The following is a 17,936-nucleotide window of genomic DNA, read 5'->3' as shown; positions in this document are numbered from 1 at the left end:
AATGCCAAAAAATCTTTCTGCCCTGCGTTTGGAGCCAAAATATTTAAAAATTGTGCAGGGTATTTTACAAAAAATTATTCCGGATCATGATGTGGCTGTTTTTGGAAGTCGAACCCAACCTGAAGCCGTTTTACGACGTGGCTCAGATCTTGACCTCGCCCTTATGGGGAAAAATGGCCTCGATTTAAAAACACAAAGCATTTTAGCAACTGAGTTTGATGAGGCACCGCTTCCCATGAAAATAGACCTTGTCCTCTGGGCAGAAATGACACCTGAATTCCAAAAATTGATACAGAATGACCTTATTTTCATTCAGAAAAAGAAATCATGAAATTGACTAATCATACGCATAAACTGCCTACAGGATGGCAGAAAGTCAGACTTGGGGATGCTATAACATATTCCACCAATAAGGGGCGTGCATCCAAAAACAATTACATATCAACAGACAGCATGCTTCCTAATCTTGGAGGGGTTGAATTTTTTAAATCCAAATCACCAAAAGGAAATTCCACGCTTTTTGAAAAAAATCATATCCTTTTTTCAAATATTAGAACCTATTTCAGAAAAATCTGGAAAGCCGATAGAAATGGCTATTGCTCTAACGATGTTTTAGTATTTATCCCTAATGATAAAATAAATACCGACTTTCTTTTTTATATTTTAACAACTCCATTTTTTACAGAATATTCTTGCCAAACCTCAAAAGGCGCAAAAATGCCAAGAGGAGATAAAGATGCTCTCAAACTTTTTGATCTTCTTCTTCCTCCTCTTCCTGAACAAAAAGCGATTGCAGGAGTTTTAGGCAGTCTGGATGATAAAATCCAACATAATAAAGAGCAGAATAAAATTTTAGAGGGAACGGCCCGCACACTGTTTCAAGATTGGTTTGTCAATTTTGGCCCTGTTAAAGAAAAAATTAATGCCAAAAAAGAAAACCGCCCTGAGAATCCCTACCTTGACCCTGAAATCTGGAACCTCTTTCCCAACACCCTAAACGATGACGGAATCCCCGAAGGCTGGGAAGAAAAGCCTTTAGATGATAGCATAAATTTTCTAAATGGCTTAGCGCTACAAAAATTTCCGCCGAAAAATGGTGAGAACGAACTTCCAGTTCTTAAAATTTCTCAACTTCGCTCTCAAAATACGAATGGAGCCGATAGAGCGAGTAGCAACCTACCTGAAAAATATATTGTAAAAGCAGGAGATTTAATTTTTTCTTGGTCTGGAAGCTTAATTGTTAATATTTGGCATGGAGAAAATGTCGCTTTAAACCAACACCTTTTCAAAGTAACCTCCTCGAACTTTCCTCAATGGTTCGTCCAAAACTGGCTTCTACATCATTTACCTGAATTTCAGCAAATTGCATCTGCTAAAGTAACCACGATGGGACATATCCAACGAAAACATTTAACAGAAGCAAAAATTTTTGTTCCTTCTTCAGAACTTCTAAGTCAAATGGAACAAAATATAGCCTCTTTGCACCAAAAAATTCACCAAAACGAAGAAGAAAATCGTCACTTAATTGAATTACGAGACACTCTTCTCCCCCGCCTTATTTCTGGCAAAGTCCGAGTAAAATTTTAATCTAAAAAAATATTATCAAAGGATTTTAGGATGCCTTTAGAAAAGACGAACTCTGAAAATAACCATAAAGAATCTACGATAATACTAAGTATTCGCTATGCTGGCTCTGCTGTAGAAGGTAGTATAAATGCTACTGAATTAGGTAATTCTCTTGCTGGGTTTGGAACATTACTGGAGCAAGCTTCTTCTGTCCTTTACAGCTCCTCTGCAAGTGTAAGTGCCCGTGTTCAAACAAACTTTGAGCATGGCTCTTTCATTGCCTATCTCGAACTCGCCTATCATTTTTGGGAACCTGTTCGAGATTTTATAAATAGCCCTGATTATCAAGCAATAAAATCATTAGCAGAAACCATAGGGCTCTTGGGGTTAAGAAAGGGCTTGCCTGCAAGCATAAATAGTCTAATTTCTTTTATTAAATATCTCCAAAAACGTAAGATTACAGAAGAGAAGTCTTCTTTCGACATGATGGAAATATTAATTATCAATCAAGATGGTGACCCTGAAAAAATCAGCGTTTCAAAAGATATTTGGAAACTATTTAAGAGTCTAAAAGCACGAAGTGCCCTACAGGAAACTCTTTCCCCACTAAAACATTCTGGCATAGATGAAATTACCTTTCACATAAGCGGTACACCAGAATCTCAGAAAACAATTGTTACTAAAGATGAATACGCTTCATTTGAAATCCCACTCAATGAAAAAGTCCTCATTGATGAACGCGTCAGAGAAAAAATTTTAGAGGTTATTGCAATAAATTTTGAAGGAACTTCTTGGCAGTTTCGAGAAGAAAACAAAAAAAAGAAAATAAAAGCAGCAATAACCGATAGTGTTTTTATACGAAGTGTTAACAATGATGAAATCTCCTTTAAAAAAGGAGACACAATAACCTGTTTATTAAAAATATTTACTTATGAAACACTCAAAGGCAATAAAATAGAATACGAAATTACAAAGGTGCTAAAACTAGGTAGAAATCCATTTACTCGTATTTCTCAACCGCGTTTTAACTTTTAAATAAAGCTTATCCCATGATTGGAAATCTTTTCTTTCTCAAAAGTTACTCTGTATTTCCGATACTATCCTAAATAAAAAAGGGGAAAGATTTTCTTTCCCCTTTTTACTTCTAGGCTTTTAAACCTTACGCCAATGGGCTGGATCATTCGGATTAGGCTTTGTTTCTCTCTCACGAGCAACATGAGGTTCAAACCCTGCGTCCTTGGCAAGTTCTATCGCCTCTTTTTGTGTCTTAGCATCTAAAACGACTTCACCACCTGCTTTTTTAACAAGATGTTTTTCAACAGGCTCACCTGTTGAATGTGCAGGATCTGGAACAATAAAAACTTTCTTAGTCATAAGGTGTTACTCCTCATCTAACTTATCCCCACCCTAGCAAATATATGGTTTGTAAGATCTTAGAAAACAAGCTCTCTCAAAGCTTATTCAACTTTTAGTTTACTTTTGCTGTTTTTGCCCATTCTTGATAAAGTAAAGCGCTTAATCCAAAGATAAATTATAAGGATCATATAATGGCAGTTCAGGCGTTTTTATCTTATTGCCATGAGGATGAAGCAGGGCTTTTAGAACTCAGAAAACGCCTTGCAACCTTGAAGCGTCAAGGCTTTATAAAAGACTGGTCAGATCATCAAATAACAGCAGGAACAGAAATTGATCCTGAGGTGAAAAAGCAACTCGAAAATAGCCAGCTTTTCATCGCTTTAGTAAGCCCTGATTATATAGATTCTGGCTACTGTTGGGATAAAGAACTTCAAATTGCACTGCAACGTCAAACAGCAGGAAATATGTCTGTCCTTCCTGTTATTTATCGTTTTTCTGACTGGAAACATACGCCTTTAAGTCAAAAATTATGTATTCCGAAAGATGGACACCCTATTCTTTCCAGATTTTGGTTTAATGAAGATGAAGCATGGCAAAATGTTATTGAGAAATTACGTGATGTTTTACAAAAACTCAATCAACCTAAGCCAACCCAAGTAAAATTTACACCTACTGAAATTAAGGATACCCCACAGAACATTTCTGCGACATCCCTGCATACCTTATCCCTACCAAAAAATTTTACTGACTATGATAAACAGAATTTCGTTCAAAATAGCTTCAAGACCCTTACTGCATTTTTTGAAAAAAGAATCTCCGCCATTCAAAATGAAAGTCCAGGCTGGCAAGGCTCCTTTGAACAAAAGACAAATGACTTAGCAATTGTCTCTATTTATCTTGAGGGAAATTTAGCTGCTCAAGCTTCCCTTGTTTTAACGGCTCCTGATAATTCTTTTGGCTTTGCCACATCAAATACTCCTAAAATGCCTTCTTTAATCTGTTATTCTGAAGGGGCTCTATCCTATGGAAAATATAAAGTCTCTATGGGAACCTTTTGGCATCTCAATGGCGGTGCTTCTTCAAGCAGTCATGATCCATCCTGCATTCTTGAGCTACACGAAGGATTTTCCTCATTGAGTTGGCAAAAACATACTGGAGCGATTGAAGGATTTACTCAATCCCAACTTATTCTAGCAGAGCGAACCTCAGAAGAAGGATTTTCTGCTGAAGAAGTCGCTGATATTTTCTGGAATTTTCTGATTAAAAAAGCCAGTAAAATTAAAGAAAAAGATACTGCACCCTATTTCCGCTATTAGAGACTTCTCCCCTATGATTTCCCCTTTCCTCTCTGAAAATGAACTCGAAATGACAGCCTGTAAGTGGTTAGAGGATTTAGGCTGGAAGGTTGAGAATTGGAAGTATGAGAGCTTTCCCAATTCAGAGCGGGAAAGTCGCCAGATTGCGCTTTTAGAAAATCGCCTTGAGGCGGCATTACGAAAATTTAATCCTGACATGCCGGAGGCCGCCATTTCGGCAGCTTTAAGTGCACTCCGCCGTCCGGAATATGATAATCTCACCTTAGAGAATGAGCGCCTTCATAATCTCCTCATAAAGGGCGTGAATGTCAGTATTCGCAAGTCAGACGGCACATATAAACATGAATATGCGTCCGTTATTGATTTTAAAAATCCAGAAAAGAATGATTTTTTAGCGGTTCGTCAACTATGGATGCAAGAGGGGCGAGATACCAGATGCGCTGATATTGCCCTCTATCTTAATGGGATGATGGTTGGGCTGATTGAACTAAAAAGTCCATCGAATGATTCTAATATTGAAGATGCCTATGGGCAGTTGCAAACCTATAAGGCTGAGCTTCCTGCTTTTCTAAGGTTTAATGAATTTCTCATTATTTCAGATGGCATCACTTCTCGCATTGGTTCCCTGACCGCTAATTTTCGGCGCTTTATGAACTGGCGCACGTCTCATCAAGCAAATGGAGATGAAAATCTTAAAAATCTTCTGAAGGGTGTTTGCGAGAAAAAAGTCTTTTTAGACCTAATTTCCTGTGCCATTGCCTTTAAGAAAGATTCCAAAGAAAGCATTAAAATTTTAGCGGGCTATCACCAATATTACGCTTTAAAAAAAGCCATTCCACATATTTTAGAGGCCAGCCGTACCGATCAAAGAGGCGGTGTCATTTGGCATACGCAGGGCGCAGGTAAATCCCTTTTAATGGCCTTCCTCGCCCGTGCCCTTATTCAGCAGGCAGAGCTTAGAAATCCGACACTGCTTATTTTAACGGATCGTAATGATTTAGATGACCAGCTCTATCAAACTTTTTGGGAAGTGCAGGATTTTCTAACGACGACACCTCAGCAAGCCAAAACAAGAGATGATTTACGCCGTCTTTTAAACCGTAATAATGGGGGGATTATTTTCTCAACGCTTCAGAAATTCGGTCTTTCTGAGGACGAAGAAGAAATGCCACGCCTTTCTGAACGTCAAAATATTATTGTCCTCGCCGATGAGGCGCACCGTTCCCAATATGGACTTGGAGACAAATTCAACCCCAAAAGCGGCCAGATTAAATCAGGGCTAGCGCAAAATGTTCGCGATGCCTTGCCAAAGGCAACCTTCGTTGGGTTTACAGGCACACCACTTGAAAAAGAGGATAAAAGCACAACAGGATTATTTGGGGCATATCTTGATATTTATGATATTAGCCAAGCCGTCCTCGATGAAGTCACAGTCCCTGTTTATTATGAACCCCATCTTATTCCACTGGATCTCGACAAAGACGCTCTCGAAGAAATCAGAGAAAAATACGATGCGGTAGCAGAGGAAGAGGAGGAAAATGTTCAACGCCAGCTTGCCTATCTTCAAATGGAAAAGCTCATGGGATCAAAGCCTCGCTTAAAAAGACTTGCAGAGCATTTAGTAGCGCATTTTGAAACACGACAAGACAGTCAGGAAGTCCCCGGTAAGGGCATGATTGTTGGATTCAGTCGTAAAGTCTGTGCAGATCTTTATGAGGAAATCATTGCGCTACGCCCTGAATGGCACAATGATTCCGATGACAAAGGGGCGATCAAAGTCATCATGACCAGTGCTGCCAGCGATGGCCCCGAACTTGCAAAACATAAAAGTACCAAACAACGCCTAACTCTCCTGGCAGAACGTATTAAAAACCCAGAAGACCCACTCCAACTGGTGATTGTACGAGATATGTGGCTCACAGGTTTTGACGCCCCTTGTCTCAATGTTCTTTATATTGACAAACCGATGAAAGAACATGGGCTCATGCAGGCCATGGCACGGGTCAATCGTGTCTCTAAAGGCAAAAAAGCAGGTCTTGTTGTTGACTATGTTGGTATTGCTGAGGCCCTACGGAAAGCGCTGAATCATTATACCAAAAACAGTGAGCGTTCTGGTGAAAAAGAGATGGGCGTTAATATTGAGATTGCTATCAAAGAGCTTGAAAAACGATTTAAAATTGTTCAAGATTTCTTTAATCCAAGCTCTCCACAAGGGATCAATTATCCTAAAGCCTTAGGCGATAAGACAAGCCATGAGGAGCGCCTACGGATTTTAAGGGATGCTGTTGAACATATTCTAGCCTTACGTCAAAAAGAATTAGCAGCGGCCAAAGATGACTTTCAGAGAAAAGAAGCACGCAATCGTTTTCCACTCGCTGTCAAAACCTTAAAAACAGCTTGGGCACTGGTTCCCTCTACAGATGAAGCGCAAAAAATTAGCAAAGATTTAGGCTTTTTCCTCGCTGTTGATTCTCAAATTGGCAAAGAGCATTTAAAAACGGAGAAACTAAAATCTCGTGCTGAAATAGATCAAGCTATCCGTCATTTAATGGAAAAAGCCCTTCATGCCGATGAAACCATTGATATTTTAGATTTGATGGGCATTGATAAGCCTGAAGTTGAAGTGCTCTCTGAGGCTTTTCTGCATAAATTAAATGAAACAAAGCAACGTAATCTTGCCGTAGAGGCCTTAGAGCGCCTCCTTGCAGATCGCATCCAGAAAATTAGCCGTACAAACCAAACAAAAGGCGGATTGTTTTCTGAAAAACTCCAAGAACTAGTAGGGCGTTATAATGTTGGGCAATTGACGGCGGCTCAAATGCTCGAAGAACTCATCAAACATGCAAAAGCCCTCAATAAAGAGATTCAAGATAGCCAAGAAAGTCCCTTTTCTATCGAGGAAATTGCTTTTTATGATGCGCTTGCCAAAAATACCAGCGCAGTAGAAGCGCTAAAAGAACCTGTTTTACATGAAATGGCCACGGAACTTGTCAAGATTGTAAAGCGGAATGCAACCGTTGACTGGATGCGTACAGAGCAAGGGCGTGCAAAAATGCGGATTGCCATTAAACGCCTGCTCAAAAAATATAAATACCCACCAGATCTAGAAAAAGAAGCGATAACAAGGATTATTACACAGGCAGAGCTAAATGCATCAAACACAGCATCTTAGCCCTAACCTTTTCTCTCTTAGGCTTTATTTAGCTCTGCTCTGAGGATGCCGGCGAATTTTTTGGCAAAAAGATTGGCATAGCTTTCATGGCTTCTGAGGATACGTTCTGCCGGGCCTTTAGATTTGACCAGTTCCATCATGATTTCTGCGGCAATCTTTGCATCTGTTCCCTCATCCTTTTCAGGGAGGCGTGTTGCCAGTTCGGCAATAAATTCTTGAGCATATGCCTTATGTTGTGCAACATCCAAAGGCGGGCCGCCAAGCACACCGCAAGCCTGCTGAATCGTAAAAATAATTTCTTCTTCTGCTGTCATTTTTATCTCTTCTCTATTTTAATCTCTTTGAGGTGCCTCAAATTAGACTATTTTAGTCCAAAATGAAATTCTCTCGCAGATTCTTAAGAAAAATTTGTTCCTTCGCCAAGGAATGCCTAAACTCAAAGCAAATAGAATTTATCATAAAAGGGTCTTTAAAATGACAGTTCAAGCTTTCTTATCTCATGCCCCCAAAGATAAAGACGGTGCATTGGCCGTTATCAAACATTTTGCGCCCTTCTTGGAAACAAAGCAGCTTAAAATTCTTCAAGACGAGGACGAATTACGTAAGCTTTCCCTCACAAAAGAAAATCAACGTAAAATTGAACAGGCAGATATTTTCATAGCCCTTTTTACCCAAGATTATGTCTATAATGGCGCTTGCCGGGATGCGCTCTATATTGCTTTGCAGCTCCGTCTTGCCGGAAAATTGGAAATTCTGCCGATTGCTTGGAAAGAATGTCACTGGACCTCTATCTCAGGGGTCATTCAGCGCCTTGTTCTGCCCAAAGATAAACGCATTGTCACCTATCAAGAAGGCTGGAAACACAATCCGCAAGAGCCTTGGAACCAAATTATAAACCGCCTCTCGCTTTATCTTCAAAAGGCAGAATGTCTTGCCCGTTGCCCTGAACATAAAAAGACCTCTTTCCCGATTATTCAAACCTCTCAGGAAATTCTACAAAAGAAATCAGCACCACAGCGCCCTGCAAATGAAGCCGTAAGCCCAGCACCTCTAAAAATCTCCGAAGAAGCACGAAACACATTCGTACAGGAAAGCCTGCAAAAAATTTCTTGGATTTTTCAAAAAAGACTACTGGCCTATCAGCAGGAAAATCCTCATTTCTCAGAAAAATTAGAGATGGTTTCACCAACTTTAAGCACTGCCAGTCTAAATTCTGAAAAACAAATAATTGCCCAAGCCTCCCTCACGATTGCAAGCCGAAGCGACCCTGTTGCGATCAAAATGGGAAACGGCCTACCGCCCTCCTTGCTTTGCTATTATGAGGGGCCTCTAGAAGAAAAGGGGTTTGCCATTTCCATGGGCGAATTTCTTCTTACAAACAATGGACGCATGGAGATTTCCTCTCAACCTTCTTGTATTTTGGAAATCGTCGAAGGGCCGGCTTCGCTTGGCTGGGGACGTTCAAAAAAACATCGCTCTAGTCTTAGGGAAAAACGGCTCATTAAAGAACGTCCCTCCCAAAATGGCTTCAGTCCGGAACAGGTCGCCAATATCTTCTGGGGATTTTTTATGGCGCAGATCGTGGCAGAATAACAAAATTTAAGAATAAAAAATCAAGCTTATCAAAAGGGCAATTCCAAAAGCTGTAAAAACAAACCCTGAGCAACATTCAATAAGATAAATATATTTCTGCACTTTTGAGGATAATTTACAGGATAAAAACGCCGTCCCTCCAAAAACAAAACCGCTCATCAAACCAACCACCAGTACCACCAGAAGAGCTGTCACATGATGGGAGAACATCGGAAACATAATGGCAAAGAAAATCGCATTTTGGACATCTGTCACATCTGCCAAAAAACCTGCCCTCAGCCCGTATAAAATCGTATTTCTGCCCTGAAACTCGCCGTCTGTCATCAAAAGCTGATGCGTTGCAAAAAACGCCCGATATGCCAAATAAAACATCCAAAAAGCGGCAGCCGCCTCAAGGCAATGATAAATCAGCGCATCTTTATAAAGCAAAACGGCCAATCCCTCCACGCTTAGGATTGTCCAGAGAGAACCACTTGAAATCACACCCAGCGCTGCGCCATAGGCATATCGTTCTCTACCGGCGAGACCACTCTTTGCAATCAGTAAAATGGCAACGCCCGGACTGATTTGAAAGCCGGCCATTGCACCTGCTAAAAGCAAAATATTTGTAAAATTCATGCAAGAGAAAAACCCTATGGAAACGATGAAAAAACAGCCAAAGGCCAGCTTCCTTTTAGAAGTCTTAATCAGAATTTAAAATATGCTCTTTTAAGCAAATCTTTATTTTTGCAAACTCTCAGCTCTTTGTCTTGCATGGCCGAGTTCCTTGACGACATCTTCCGCAATCGGCCAGCCGCCTTCTTTCTCAGCAGCTCTTATGCCTGCTTCGCCATGTAACCACGCACCAGCGCAAGCCCCCTCCCAAATATCCATTCCTGCGGCGAGGCAGGTTCCGAGAATACCTGACAAAACATCGCCAGATCCTGCGGTCGCCAAGGCAGGTGTTGAATGAAGATTGATTGCTGTATGCCCATCCGGATGAGCGATGATCGTCTCACTCCCTTTTAAAAGCACAACAGTGCCGATCAACTTAGCCGCCGCCTGTACCGCCGCCAGTCGATTGCCTTTTTTTAAGCTAAAATCCCCTTCTGTTCCGAATAATTTGGTAAATTCCCCCTCATGTGGTGTGAGGATCGATGCCTTGCGTAAACGCAAAGGGTCTCCGCTCGCCCATCCCAAAAGGCCAGCATCCGCAATGATTTTCACTTCTGATTTGGATAAAATTTCAAAGGCTTTTCCAGCTTCCGAAGGACTTAATCCAGGGCCGCAGACCCAAACTTTCCGCCTTGAATCTTTAAGCAGTTCCTCCAGCGGATCTGTGTCTGCAATCAAACCGGGATTTACCAAGACAAGTGGCAAAAGCATTTCTTCAGAGACAGTAAGACGCACAATGCCCGCACCACTCCGGCGTGCAGCATCTGCGGAAAGGCAAGCCGCTCCTGGCATTCTCCTTCCGCCAACAATGCTCACCACACCCCTTATATATTTACTATATTGATTGTCGAAAATTTGAAGGGGCAAATGAAAAAGACCGGGATGATTATGGAAAAATTTGATTTCCATTGCCCTGAAGGATTCAGGCGGCAAACCAATCTGACACACCTCTACGGTACCGCATTTTTTTCTACCCGGTGCAAGAAGATGTCCCGGACGTTTTGCGGTAAAGGCTATTGTCCGTTGATAAGCAGGAATCTTTCCGGCAAGTGCCCCACTGTCGGAAGAAATACCGCTGGGCATGTCAATCGCCATCCGATTTTTAGCCGATACCATAAAATCCGAAATTTCATCTGGCAGATCTCTTTCAGGGTTAAATCCTGCCCCGAAAACCCCATCGACAACCCAAGCATATTTAGCAGCTTCTTCTGAGGAGAAATGAACGATTTTACCTTGCCAACGTTGTGCTGCCTTTTTTGCCAAATCTGTTTTTGGGGAGCGCCATGGCGCAACGGCCACCTGATACCCTCTCGCGGCTAAATAGCGGGCCATCACATAGCCATCCCCGCCATTATTACCCGGCCCTGCGGCAATCAAAACCGTCTTTTCAGAAGAGACATGCCGGCAAAAGACATCGGCACAGACACGCCCTGCATTTTCCATCAATGTTTCAAGCATCTCACCGGCCGCCTGATCCATTTTTGCCGTATCTGCCGAAGTTAGCAGGGCAAACGGAGAAATCTCTTCCTTTATGACGATTTCTTTTGGCATTTTCCTACCTTTCCAGCTGTTTGAATTTTTCCTGCATGGTCGGATTATTATGCGTTAATCTCTTAATCGTGACATTTTGTGCTTTATCATTGGCAATTCTAAGGTTTTTATCCATTTCCTCCAAAGATTTTTTGGTTTTTTCTAAATCCTTAATGGAAGCCTCAATCCCTTTAATGACCTTCTCAAAATGGTTTCGATAGCGTGTCGAATTAATTTCGATATCACTTTTAAATTCTTCCAGTTTGGCCTCAAAATTTGTCACATCAATATCTTGAGATTTCACTCGCTCAAGCTCTGCCTTATACTCCAAGGATTTTTTACCTGCATTACGTAAGAGGCCGATCATCTGAATAAAAAATTGTGGACGGATCACATACATTTTAGGAAATTCACTGGTCGATACATCCACGATCCCTGTATTATACAGCTCGCTGTCTGTTTCCAACATCGACACTAAAACGGCATATTCACACTTCTTATTTTCACGATCTTTATGTAATTTAGCAAAAAAATCAGCATTCTTATGTTTGGTTGCTGTCGTCTCACCCTCATTTTTCATCTCAAACATGATGGAAACAATTTCATTCCCCTCGAAATCCGCCTCACGGAAAATATAGTCCCCTTTACTGCCAGCACTGGCATCATTATCCTTACCGAAATGGGCAACCGGAAAAGCCATTGCTCTAATCTGATTAAAACTATTTTCACAATGCTGTTCTAAGCTCTCGCCAAGCATTTTAGTGGATTGCTTTTGCTTAAAATCTTTAATCCGCTCAATCTCTTCGTCTTTATATTGGATCTGTAATTGATATTGTTCTTTGAGGGCATTCTCGGAGAGTTTTTTTTCAGCCTCTGCCTGTATAAGCGAATTTTTGAGATGATCCCTCTCTTTTTCAATATGAGAGACAGCCTCTGTTATAAGAGATTTATGTTTAGCCTCCTCTAAATCTAAGGCTTGTTTTTTATCCTGTTCTGCACGGGCTAAATCATCTTTTAGTTTTTGAATTTCATTTTCTTTTGCAAAAGTTTTTTCTTGATATTCAACTTGTTTTTGAGCCTGTATTAACGCAATCTCTGCTTTCTTTTCTCTTTCTGCCTGCTTTTGCTTCTCTTCGAAACTTTTAAGCTTTAGCTGTAGATCTTTAATCTCATTGCGAGCATTTTCAGATTGCCTCTCATATTCATTGGCTTTTTTCGCCTCTGCCAGCTCAATAGCCGTCTGTTTTTCTTGCTCTGCAATTTTAAGACGTTCTGCAAGGGCTTTCTGAAATTCTGCATCATGAACTTGTTTTACAATATCTGCATAGCCTGAGCTTTCCGCATCTATTGGAAATTCTTTATGGCAATGAGGGCATTTAATTTCGTTCATTTTTTAAAACTTTCAAATAGGATTAAATTTACAACAAATGAAAATCTCATTCTTAACTTGGAATCGTATCAAGATTGCAAACTAACAAAGTCTATGAATGACCTGATTGCTACTGCCCCGCCATAATAAAGAAGGGTCTTTGAGCGCTTCCACAAATTTACCGTCAATCAAAACATGGATAAATTCTAAAATCTGAGATTGCTCTGGTGTCAATTCCGCCCTTGTGTAGCCAGTCCAGAGCCAAATATCTTTGTTTTCACATTCTACTTTGACCCGCTGAACCAAATGTAAAATGGCTGGCACATTGCACGGATGCAAAGGGTCGCCCCCCGACAAAGACAGGCCCTGACGTTTGATCCGCATATCGTTTAAATCCGCTATGATGCGATCTTCAATCTCGGCTGTAAAAGCTTTGCCGGAATCTATTTTCCAAGTCGTTTTATTGTAACAGCCACGGCATTTATGCTCACAGCCTGCAACGAATAAGGTACAGCGTGTACCGGGGCCATTGACGACATCAACAGGATAATATTTATGATAATTCATCGACTTTCCCTGAAAATATTCAGCCAAGCCGACCATTCTCTAAATGTTTTACCCTGCGCTTAACCTCCTCCTGCTTCCCTTCATTGAAGGGGCGAGCATCCGGACTGCCGAGATAGCCGCAAACCCGACGTGTTACAGAGAGTTTTTCGGAATCCCGATTGCCGCATTTCGGACAGGTGAAGCCCTTACTTGTGCATTCAAATTCCCCTGAAAAACCACATGCGTAACATTCATCAATCGGCGTATTCGTTCCATAATAAGGGATGCGATCATAGCTGTAATCCCAAACATCCTCCAGCGCTTTTAAATTATGCTGCATATTAGGATATTCGCCATAACAAATGAAACCGCCGGCTGTTAGCGAAGGGTACGGCGCTTCAAAATCCAATTTGTCGTAGGGATTAACCTTTTTTTCAACATCCAAATGAAAGCTATTTGTATAATAGCCTTTATCCGTTACCCCGGAAACAAGGCCAAATTCCGCTTTATCCAAACGGCAAAAACGATCACACAGATTTTCACTGGGTGTGCTGTACAGACTGAAACCATATCCTGTTTCCTGCTTCCAGGCTGTTGTTGCATCCTTTAAACGGGTAACGATTTCTATCGCCTTAAGCTGGCGTTCTTCACTGTCAAACAGATGAAGATCATCCCCAAAAAGCGCATTCATGGTCTCATGCAAACCAATATAACCAAGCGAAATCGTCGCCCGGCCATTTTTAAAAATGTCAGAAACCTCATCTTCTGCCTTGAGCCGAACGCCACAGGCGCCTTCCATATATAAAATCGGCGCAACACGAGCTTTAACGCCCTCTAGGCTGGTAATCCGTGTCATCAGCGCCTTTTTTGCCAGTTCAAGACGCTCTTCCAATAATTCCCAGAAACGCTTTTCATCCTTATTCGCCTCAAGCGCAATCCGTGGCAGATTTAAGCTGACAACGCCTAAATTATTACGTCCATCATGAATCTGCTTCCCATTTTCCTCATAAACGCTCAGAAAGCTTCTGCATCCCATTGGGGTTTTGAAAGAGCCTGTTACCTGGACAATCTGATCATAATTTAAAATATCGGGATACATGCGCTTGCTTGCACATACCAAAGCCAACTGCTTGACATCATAATTCACATCTCCGGGCTTACGGTTAATCCCTTCCCGCAGCACAAAGACAAGCTTTGGAAAAATCGCTGTTTTATGGTTCTTTCCCAGCCCTGCAATACGATTTTGCAGGATTGATTTTTGAATCAATCTTTCTCCCCAGCTCATTCCCAAGCCAAAGCTAAAAGTCACAAAAGGCGTCTGACCATTGGCTGTATGAAGCGTATTGATCTCATATTCCAAGGACTGAAAAGCATCATAGCATTCTTTTTCTGTGCGGGTGCGGGCATAAGCTTCCCCATTTGGAATTTGCCATTCCTCTGCGACTTTCTGATGCTTTTTAAAAGTTTGTTTGACGTAAGGTGCTAAAATTTCATCGATGGAATTAATGGTCGTGCCGCCGTAAATATGGCTGGCAACCTGTGCGATAATCTGTGCGGTCACAGCCGTTGCTGTCAAAATGGATTTTGGCGTTTCAATCTCCGCATTTCCCATTTTAAAGCCCTGCGTCAACATGCCTCTAAGATCAATCAGCATACAGTTAAACATAGGGAAAAACGGCGCATAATCTAAATCATGGTAATGAATCTCTCCTCTTTCATGTCCTGAAACGACATCTGGTGGGAGAAAATATTGTTTGGCGTAATGTTTGGCGACAATGCCAGCCAGCAAATCCCGTTGTGTTGGAATGACTTTGCCATCTTTATTTGCATTCTCATTCAGTAATGCGACATTATGTTGATCCAAAAGGCCGAAAACCTCTTGTGTTAGACGCCCACGCTTCTCACGAGCCAAATCACGATCATGACGGTAGGCAATATAAGCTCTCGCCAATGGCTTATAAGGGCCAGACATGAGTTGATTTTCTACCGCATCCTGAATGTCATGAATATCAACACATTGCTGCCCCTCTAATTGGGCGGCCACCGCATGTGCAACTTTTTTACTATACGCCACATCTTTTACGCCAACAGCGCAAGAAGCTTGTTGTACAGCCTCTTGAATACGGATTTCTTCAAATGGAACTTGACAGCCATCCCGCTTTGTCACGATTGGTGTTCTCATGCGGCTTTCCTCCAAATCATATGCCCCACCCCTAGGAGGGATCTTTTTAAAACTATCACCCCAGAAGAGTCTTTAGCAAACTTTTAGCGATTTGATTTCGTATATCCAATGCCGCTTTTATATCCTATCTTTCCATTTCACTTTATCTCTCTTTCAGCGTAAGCAAAGAATGGAAGGCACGGCACACCTCTTAGCGCAAATAAGGCTTTTCCGGATGTTAAAATCCCTTTTCTTTTTTATATTATTTTGCTCCTTTCTTGGCAGCTCTGCCTTGGCAGACAACCTCCCTCCAAGAAGTTCGGGAAAAATCTATCTGGCAGAAAATGCCGGAAACTGGGTTTATCTTCCCAAAACCGATCCAAGCGGCAACCATAATATTATCTGCCTTGCCCTTACCGAGACCTCCCCTTACGCCGTGACCTTACGAGGCATTTCGGGAGAATTTGGCCTCACCCTAACCAATAAAAAATGGCATCTTATGAGCGGGCAATACCAAAATATTTTGCTGGCAAATAATCATTTTCATTTTTCCAAACGCTTTTATCCGATTGATGCTTGGACGCTGGGCACGACGCTCTCTCCAGAAGAGGAAAATCTTCTTTTTCAAGCTTTCAGCAAAGAAAAAGAGATGCATTTTGCCCTAGAAGGAAATGAAAAATTCACCCTGCCGCTCAAAGGCAGTGCCCGTATTCTTTCGCTGTTATCAAACTGCCTCAAAGAAAGTCATTTTCCCTAAAATTTATTTTAACATCGGCTGTTGCTGCGTAACGCAATGAATCCCACCGCCGCCAGAAGCGATCGCATCAATAGCGACACCAACAACACGGCGATCCGGGAAAGCTTGGCTGAGACGGTCTTTTGCATTACGGTCTGCCTCTCGGTCACCATAAAGGGGCATAATCACCCCCCCATTGACCAAATAGAAATTCAAATAGCTGGCGGCAAAATCCTCGCTCCGATATTTTTGTCGGGGATGTTTCGGCGTATCCATGATTGTCATCAGAAGTTTTCTGCCCTTGGCATCTCTTGCTTTTTCCAAAATATCAAGATTTTCACGGGTCAAGCGATGATCGGGAGAATAAAGATTGCCCTCTAAAGAAACAAAAATCTGTCCCGGCTTAATAAAGCGGACATAAAAATCCGTATGGGCATCCGTAATATCAACTCCCTTTGCCCCTTTAAGCCAAATAATTTTTTCAACACCCAACAAAGCCTTTAAATCGGCCTCGATGATTTCTTTGCTCATATCGGGATTACGATTGTCATTAAGCACGCAACTTTCTGTTAAAATGAGCGTCCCATCCCCATCGACCTCTAAGGCCCCCCCTTCAAGATGGAGCTGCGTTTCGAGGCTTTCTGCTCTGATTTTATTCGCCATAAAAGTTGCAATTTGGGAATCATTGCCATGTGCCTGCTTATTTCCCCAACCATTAAAACCGAAATCAATCGCACCAATTTTAGAGGAATCTTTTTTCTTTTCCGGCAAAACAAAAACAGCGCCCGTATCTCTTAACCAGAAATCATCCAATTCCGCCTGAATCAGAAAAATATCCAAATCATCTTTGAAAATTTCAGAGGCCTCTTCAAAATCCTCTGGCGAAACAAGAAGATTCACCCGTTCAAAGCGGGAAATCGTCCGGGCAATCTCCTCCAACTCATCTTTGACATACGGCACCATCCGCTCCCCCCAAATCACTGAAGAAGCATAATAAGCCATCCATGTCAGCGAATGCTGTACACTCTCTGACGGCATGTAATAAGGCACAAATTCCTGCGCCTGTAATTTAGAAGATAATGCCATGCCAACGCCTACTGTTCCTAATCCGGATACCCCAAGCCCCTGACAAAAATGACGACGTTTCATCCCAAATCCAAATCTTTATATTTTACAAAAAAAAGAAGTTTCGGAGATTTTTGAAAATCTCTGATAACCTCACCCTTGCTCCCTTATTTAAAACACAAATAAGCGCTTACACTTGCATTGATTGTATCAAAAAAATTTATTTAAAAAATTAATTCTCATGATCGAACTAAAATATTTCCAACTTAATAAAATTCTTCCAAAATCTGGAAAGAGATCATTGAAAATTCTAAAATAAACTTCCCTTCTTTTTTCTTAAAGGAAATCTCTATGCCGACCCCAGAATCACGTCTTACCGCCCTAAACCTGACTTTGCCGATGCCGGCAAAATCGGTTGCCAATTACCTGCCTTTTAAACAAGCAGGCGATCTGATTTTTATTTCTGGACAACTCCCTTTAAAGGATGGAAAGCTCCCTTTGACTGGGAAAGTCGGGACTGAAATCTCTATTGAAGAGGGTCAAAAAGCTGCCAAATTGTGCTTTATTAATATTTTAGCGCAACTCAAAGCCGCCATCGGAGATGATTTTTCTGCCGTTGAGGAGATTATTCAACTTCAAGGGTTTGTCTCTTGTGCACCAGATTTTTATGACCACGCCAAAATTATCAATGGCGCCTCCGATCTCGCTGTCGAGATTTTTGGAGAAAAAGGCTGTCATTCCCGTTTTGCTGTGGGCGTTTCCAGCCTTCCACTCAATGCGCCTGTCGAAATTTCGGCCATTATCAGAGTGCGTCTATAAAATTATAAAAAAAATGCCTATATAAAGAGGCAACAGATTTAAAAAAGAAAGAG

The 17,936-nt window shown here is 41.5% G+C and carries 16 protein-coding genes; 8 read left to right on the top strand and 8 right to left on the bottom strand.

What is annotated here, in order from left to right; translation table 11 throughout:
• Position 1 precedes the first annotated feature (1 nt).
• Genes FAI41_06670 through FAI41_06660 form a run of 3 tightly spaced genes read left to right on the top strand, consistent with a single transcriptional unit; the run spans position 2 to position 2,601 of the window.
• Positions 2 to 331 (top strand): nucleotidyltransferase domain-containing protein, encoded by a 330-nt coding sequence (locus FAI41_06670; protein ID QCE33304.1) that lies wholly within the window; start codon positions 2 to 4, stop codon positions 329 to 331.
• Positions 332 to 354: 23 nt separating this feature from the next.
• On the top strand, positions 355 to 1,587 hold the full coding sequence (locus tag FAI41_06665; protein QCE33807.1) for a restriction endonuclease subunit S: 1,233 nt from the start codon (positions 355 to 357) through the stop codon (positions 1,585 to 1,587).
• A gap of 30 nt (positions 1,588 to 1,617) precedes the next feature.
• Positions 1,618 to 2,601: a hypothetical protein gene (locus FAI41_06660; GenBank protein QCE33303.1), complete on the top strand. Its 984-nt coding sequence runs from the start codon at positions 1,618 to 1,620 to the stop codon at positions 2,599 to 2,601.
• Between the two features lie 117 nt (positions 2,602 to 2,718).
• On the opposite strand, the gene FAI41_06655 is transcribed toward FAI41_06660, so the two are convergent.
• Positions 2,719 to 2,940 (bottom strand): hypothetical protein, encoded by a 222-nt coding sequence (locus tag FAI41_06655; GenBank protein QCE33302.1) that lies wholly within the window; start codon positions 2,938 to 2,940, stop codon positions 2,719 to 2,721.
• Positions 2,941 to 3,113: 173 nt separating this feature from the next.
• On the opposite strand from FAI41_06655, the gene FAI41_06650 reads away from it, so the two are divergent.
• Complete coding sequence (locus FAI41_06650; GenBank protein QCE33301.1) at positions 3,114 to 4,238, top strand: toll/interleukin-1 receptor domain-containing protein; 1,125 nt, start codon at positions 3,114 to 3,116, stop codon at positions 4,236 to 4,238.
• A 13-nt stretch (positions 4,239 to 4,251) separates the two neighbouring features.
• The gene (locus FAI41_06645) at positions 4,252 to 7,410 is read left to right on the top strand and encodes a type I restriction endonuclease subunit R (protein ID QCE33300.1); all 3,159 of its coding nucleotides are present in this window, start codon (positions 4,252 to 4,254) and stop codon (positions 7,408 to 7,410) included.
• A gap of 17 nt (positions 7,411 to 7,427) precedes the next feature.
• Here the strand turns inward: FAI41_06645 and FAI41_06640 are convergent, their stop codons facing one another.
• Positions 7,428 to 7,724 (bottom strand): hypothetical protein, encoded by a 297-nt coding sequence (locus FAI41_06640; protein ID QCE33299.1) that lies wholly within the window; start codon positions 7,722 to 7,724, stop codon positions 7,428 to 7,430.
• A gap of 94 nt (positions 7,725 to 7,818) precedes the next feature.
• Here FAI41_06640 and FAI41_06635 point away from each other — a divergent pair, with 94 nt between their 5' ends.
• A complete protein-coding gene (locus FAI41_06635; protein ID QCE33298.1) occupies positions 7,819 to 9,003 on the top strand; it encodes a TIR domain-containing protein in 1,185 nt (394 codons plus the stop codon).
• A 6-nt stretch (positions 9,004 to 9,009) separates the two neighbouring features.
• On the opposite strand, the gene FAI41_06630 is transcribed toward FAI41_06635, so the two are convergent.
• The 5 genes from FAI41_06630 to nrdD all read right to left on the bottom strand — a co-directional run bounded on the left by FAI41_06630 (position 9,010) and on the right by nrdD (position 15,284).
• Positions 9,010 to 9,621, bottom strand: a complete 612-nt coding sequence (locus tag FAI41_06630; protein QCE33297.1) for a hypothetical protein — start codon at positions 9,619 to 9,621, stop codon at positions 9,010 to 9,012.
• Between the two features lie 102 nt (positions 9,622 to 9,723).
• Positions 9,724 to 11,208 carry an NAD(P)H-hydrate dehydratase gene (locus FAI41_06625; protein QCE33296.1) on the bottom strand — a complete coding sequence of 495 codons (1,485 nt, stop codon included), beginning with the start codon at positions 11,206 to 11,208 and terminating at the stop codon, positions 9,724 to 9,726.
• 4 nt (positions 11,209 to 11,212) lie between these two features.
• Positions 11,213 to 12,577 carry a DUF2130 domain-containing protein gene (locus FAI41_06620; GenBank protein QCE33295.1) on the bottom strand — a complete coding sequence of 455 codons (1,365 nt, stop codon included), beginning with the start codon at positions 12,575 to 12,577 and terminating at the stop codon, positions 11,213 to 11,215.
• Between the two features lie 81 nt (positions 12,578 to 12,658).
• Positions 12,659 to 13,123 carry an anaerobic ribonucleoside-triphosphate reductase-activating protein gene (gene nrdG / locus FAI41_06615; protein QCE33806.1) on the bottom strand — a complete coding sequence of 155 codons (465 nt, stop codon included), beginning with the start codon at positions 13,121 to 13,123 and terminating at the stop codon, positions 12,659 to 12,661.
• A 19-nt stretch (positions 13,124 to 13,142) separates the two neighbouring features.
• On the bottom strand, positions 13,143 to 15,284 hold the full coding sequence (gene nrdD, locus FAI41_06610) for an anaerobic ribonucleoside-triphosphate reductase (GenBank protein QCE33294.1): 2,142 nt from the start codon (positions 15,282 to 15,284) through the stop codon (positions 13,143 to 13,145).
• 214 nt (positions 15,285 to 15,498) lie between these two features.
• Here nrdD and FAI41_06605 point away from each other — a divergent pair, with 214 nt between their 5' ends.
• Entirely contained in the window at positions 15,499 to 16,020 is a 522-nt protein-coding gene (locus FAI41_06605; protein QCE33293.1) for a hypothetical protein, read from the top strand.
• A 3-nt stretch (positions 16,021 to 16,023) separates the two neighbouring features.
• Here FAI41_06605 and FAI41_06600 read toward each other — a convergent pair whose 3' ends face one another.
• Positions 16,024 to 17,148, bottom strand: coding sequence for an agmatine deiminase family protein (locus FAI41_06600; GenBank protein ID QCE33292.1), 1,125 nt, complete (start codon positions 17,146 to 17,148; stop codon positions 16,024 to 16,026).
• A 267-nt stretch (positions 17,149 to 17,415) separates the two neighbouring features.
• Between FAI41_06600 and FAI41_06595 the strand changes: the two genes are divergently transcribed.
• Positions 17,416 to 17,883, top strand: a complete 468-nt coding sequence (locus FAI41_06595) for a RidA family protein (protein QCE33291.1) — start codon at positions 17,416 to 17,418, stop codon at positions 17,881 to 17,883.
• Positions 17,884 to 17,936: the final 53 nt, after the last annotated feature.

The sequence above is a fragment of the Acetobacteraceae bacterium genome, from assembly GCA_004843165.1.
Lineage (GTDB): Bacteria > Pseudomonadota > Alphaproteobacteria > Acetobacterales > Acetobacteraceae.
Note: the sequence above shows the minus strand (reverse complement) of the source record. Positions and strands in the feature narration are given on the sequence as shown.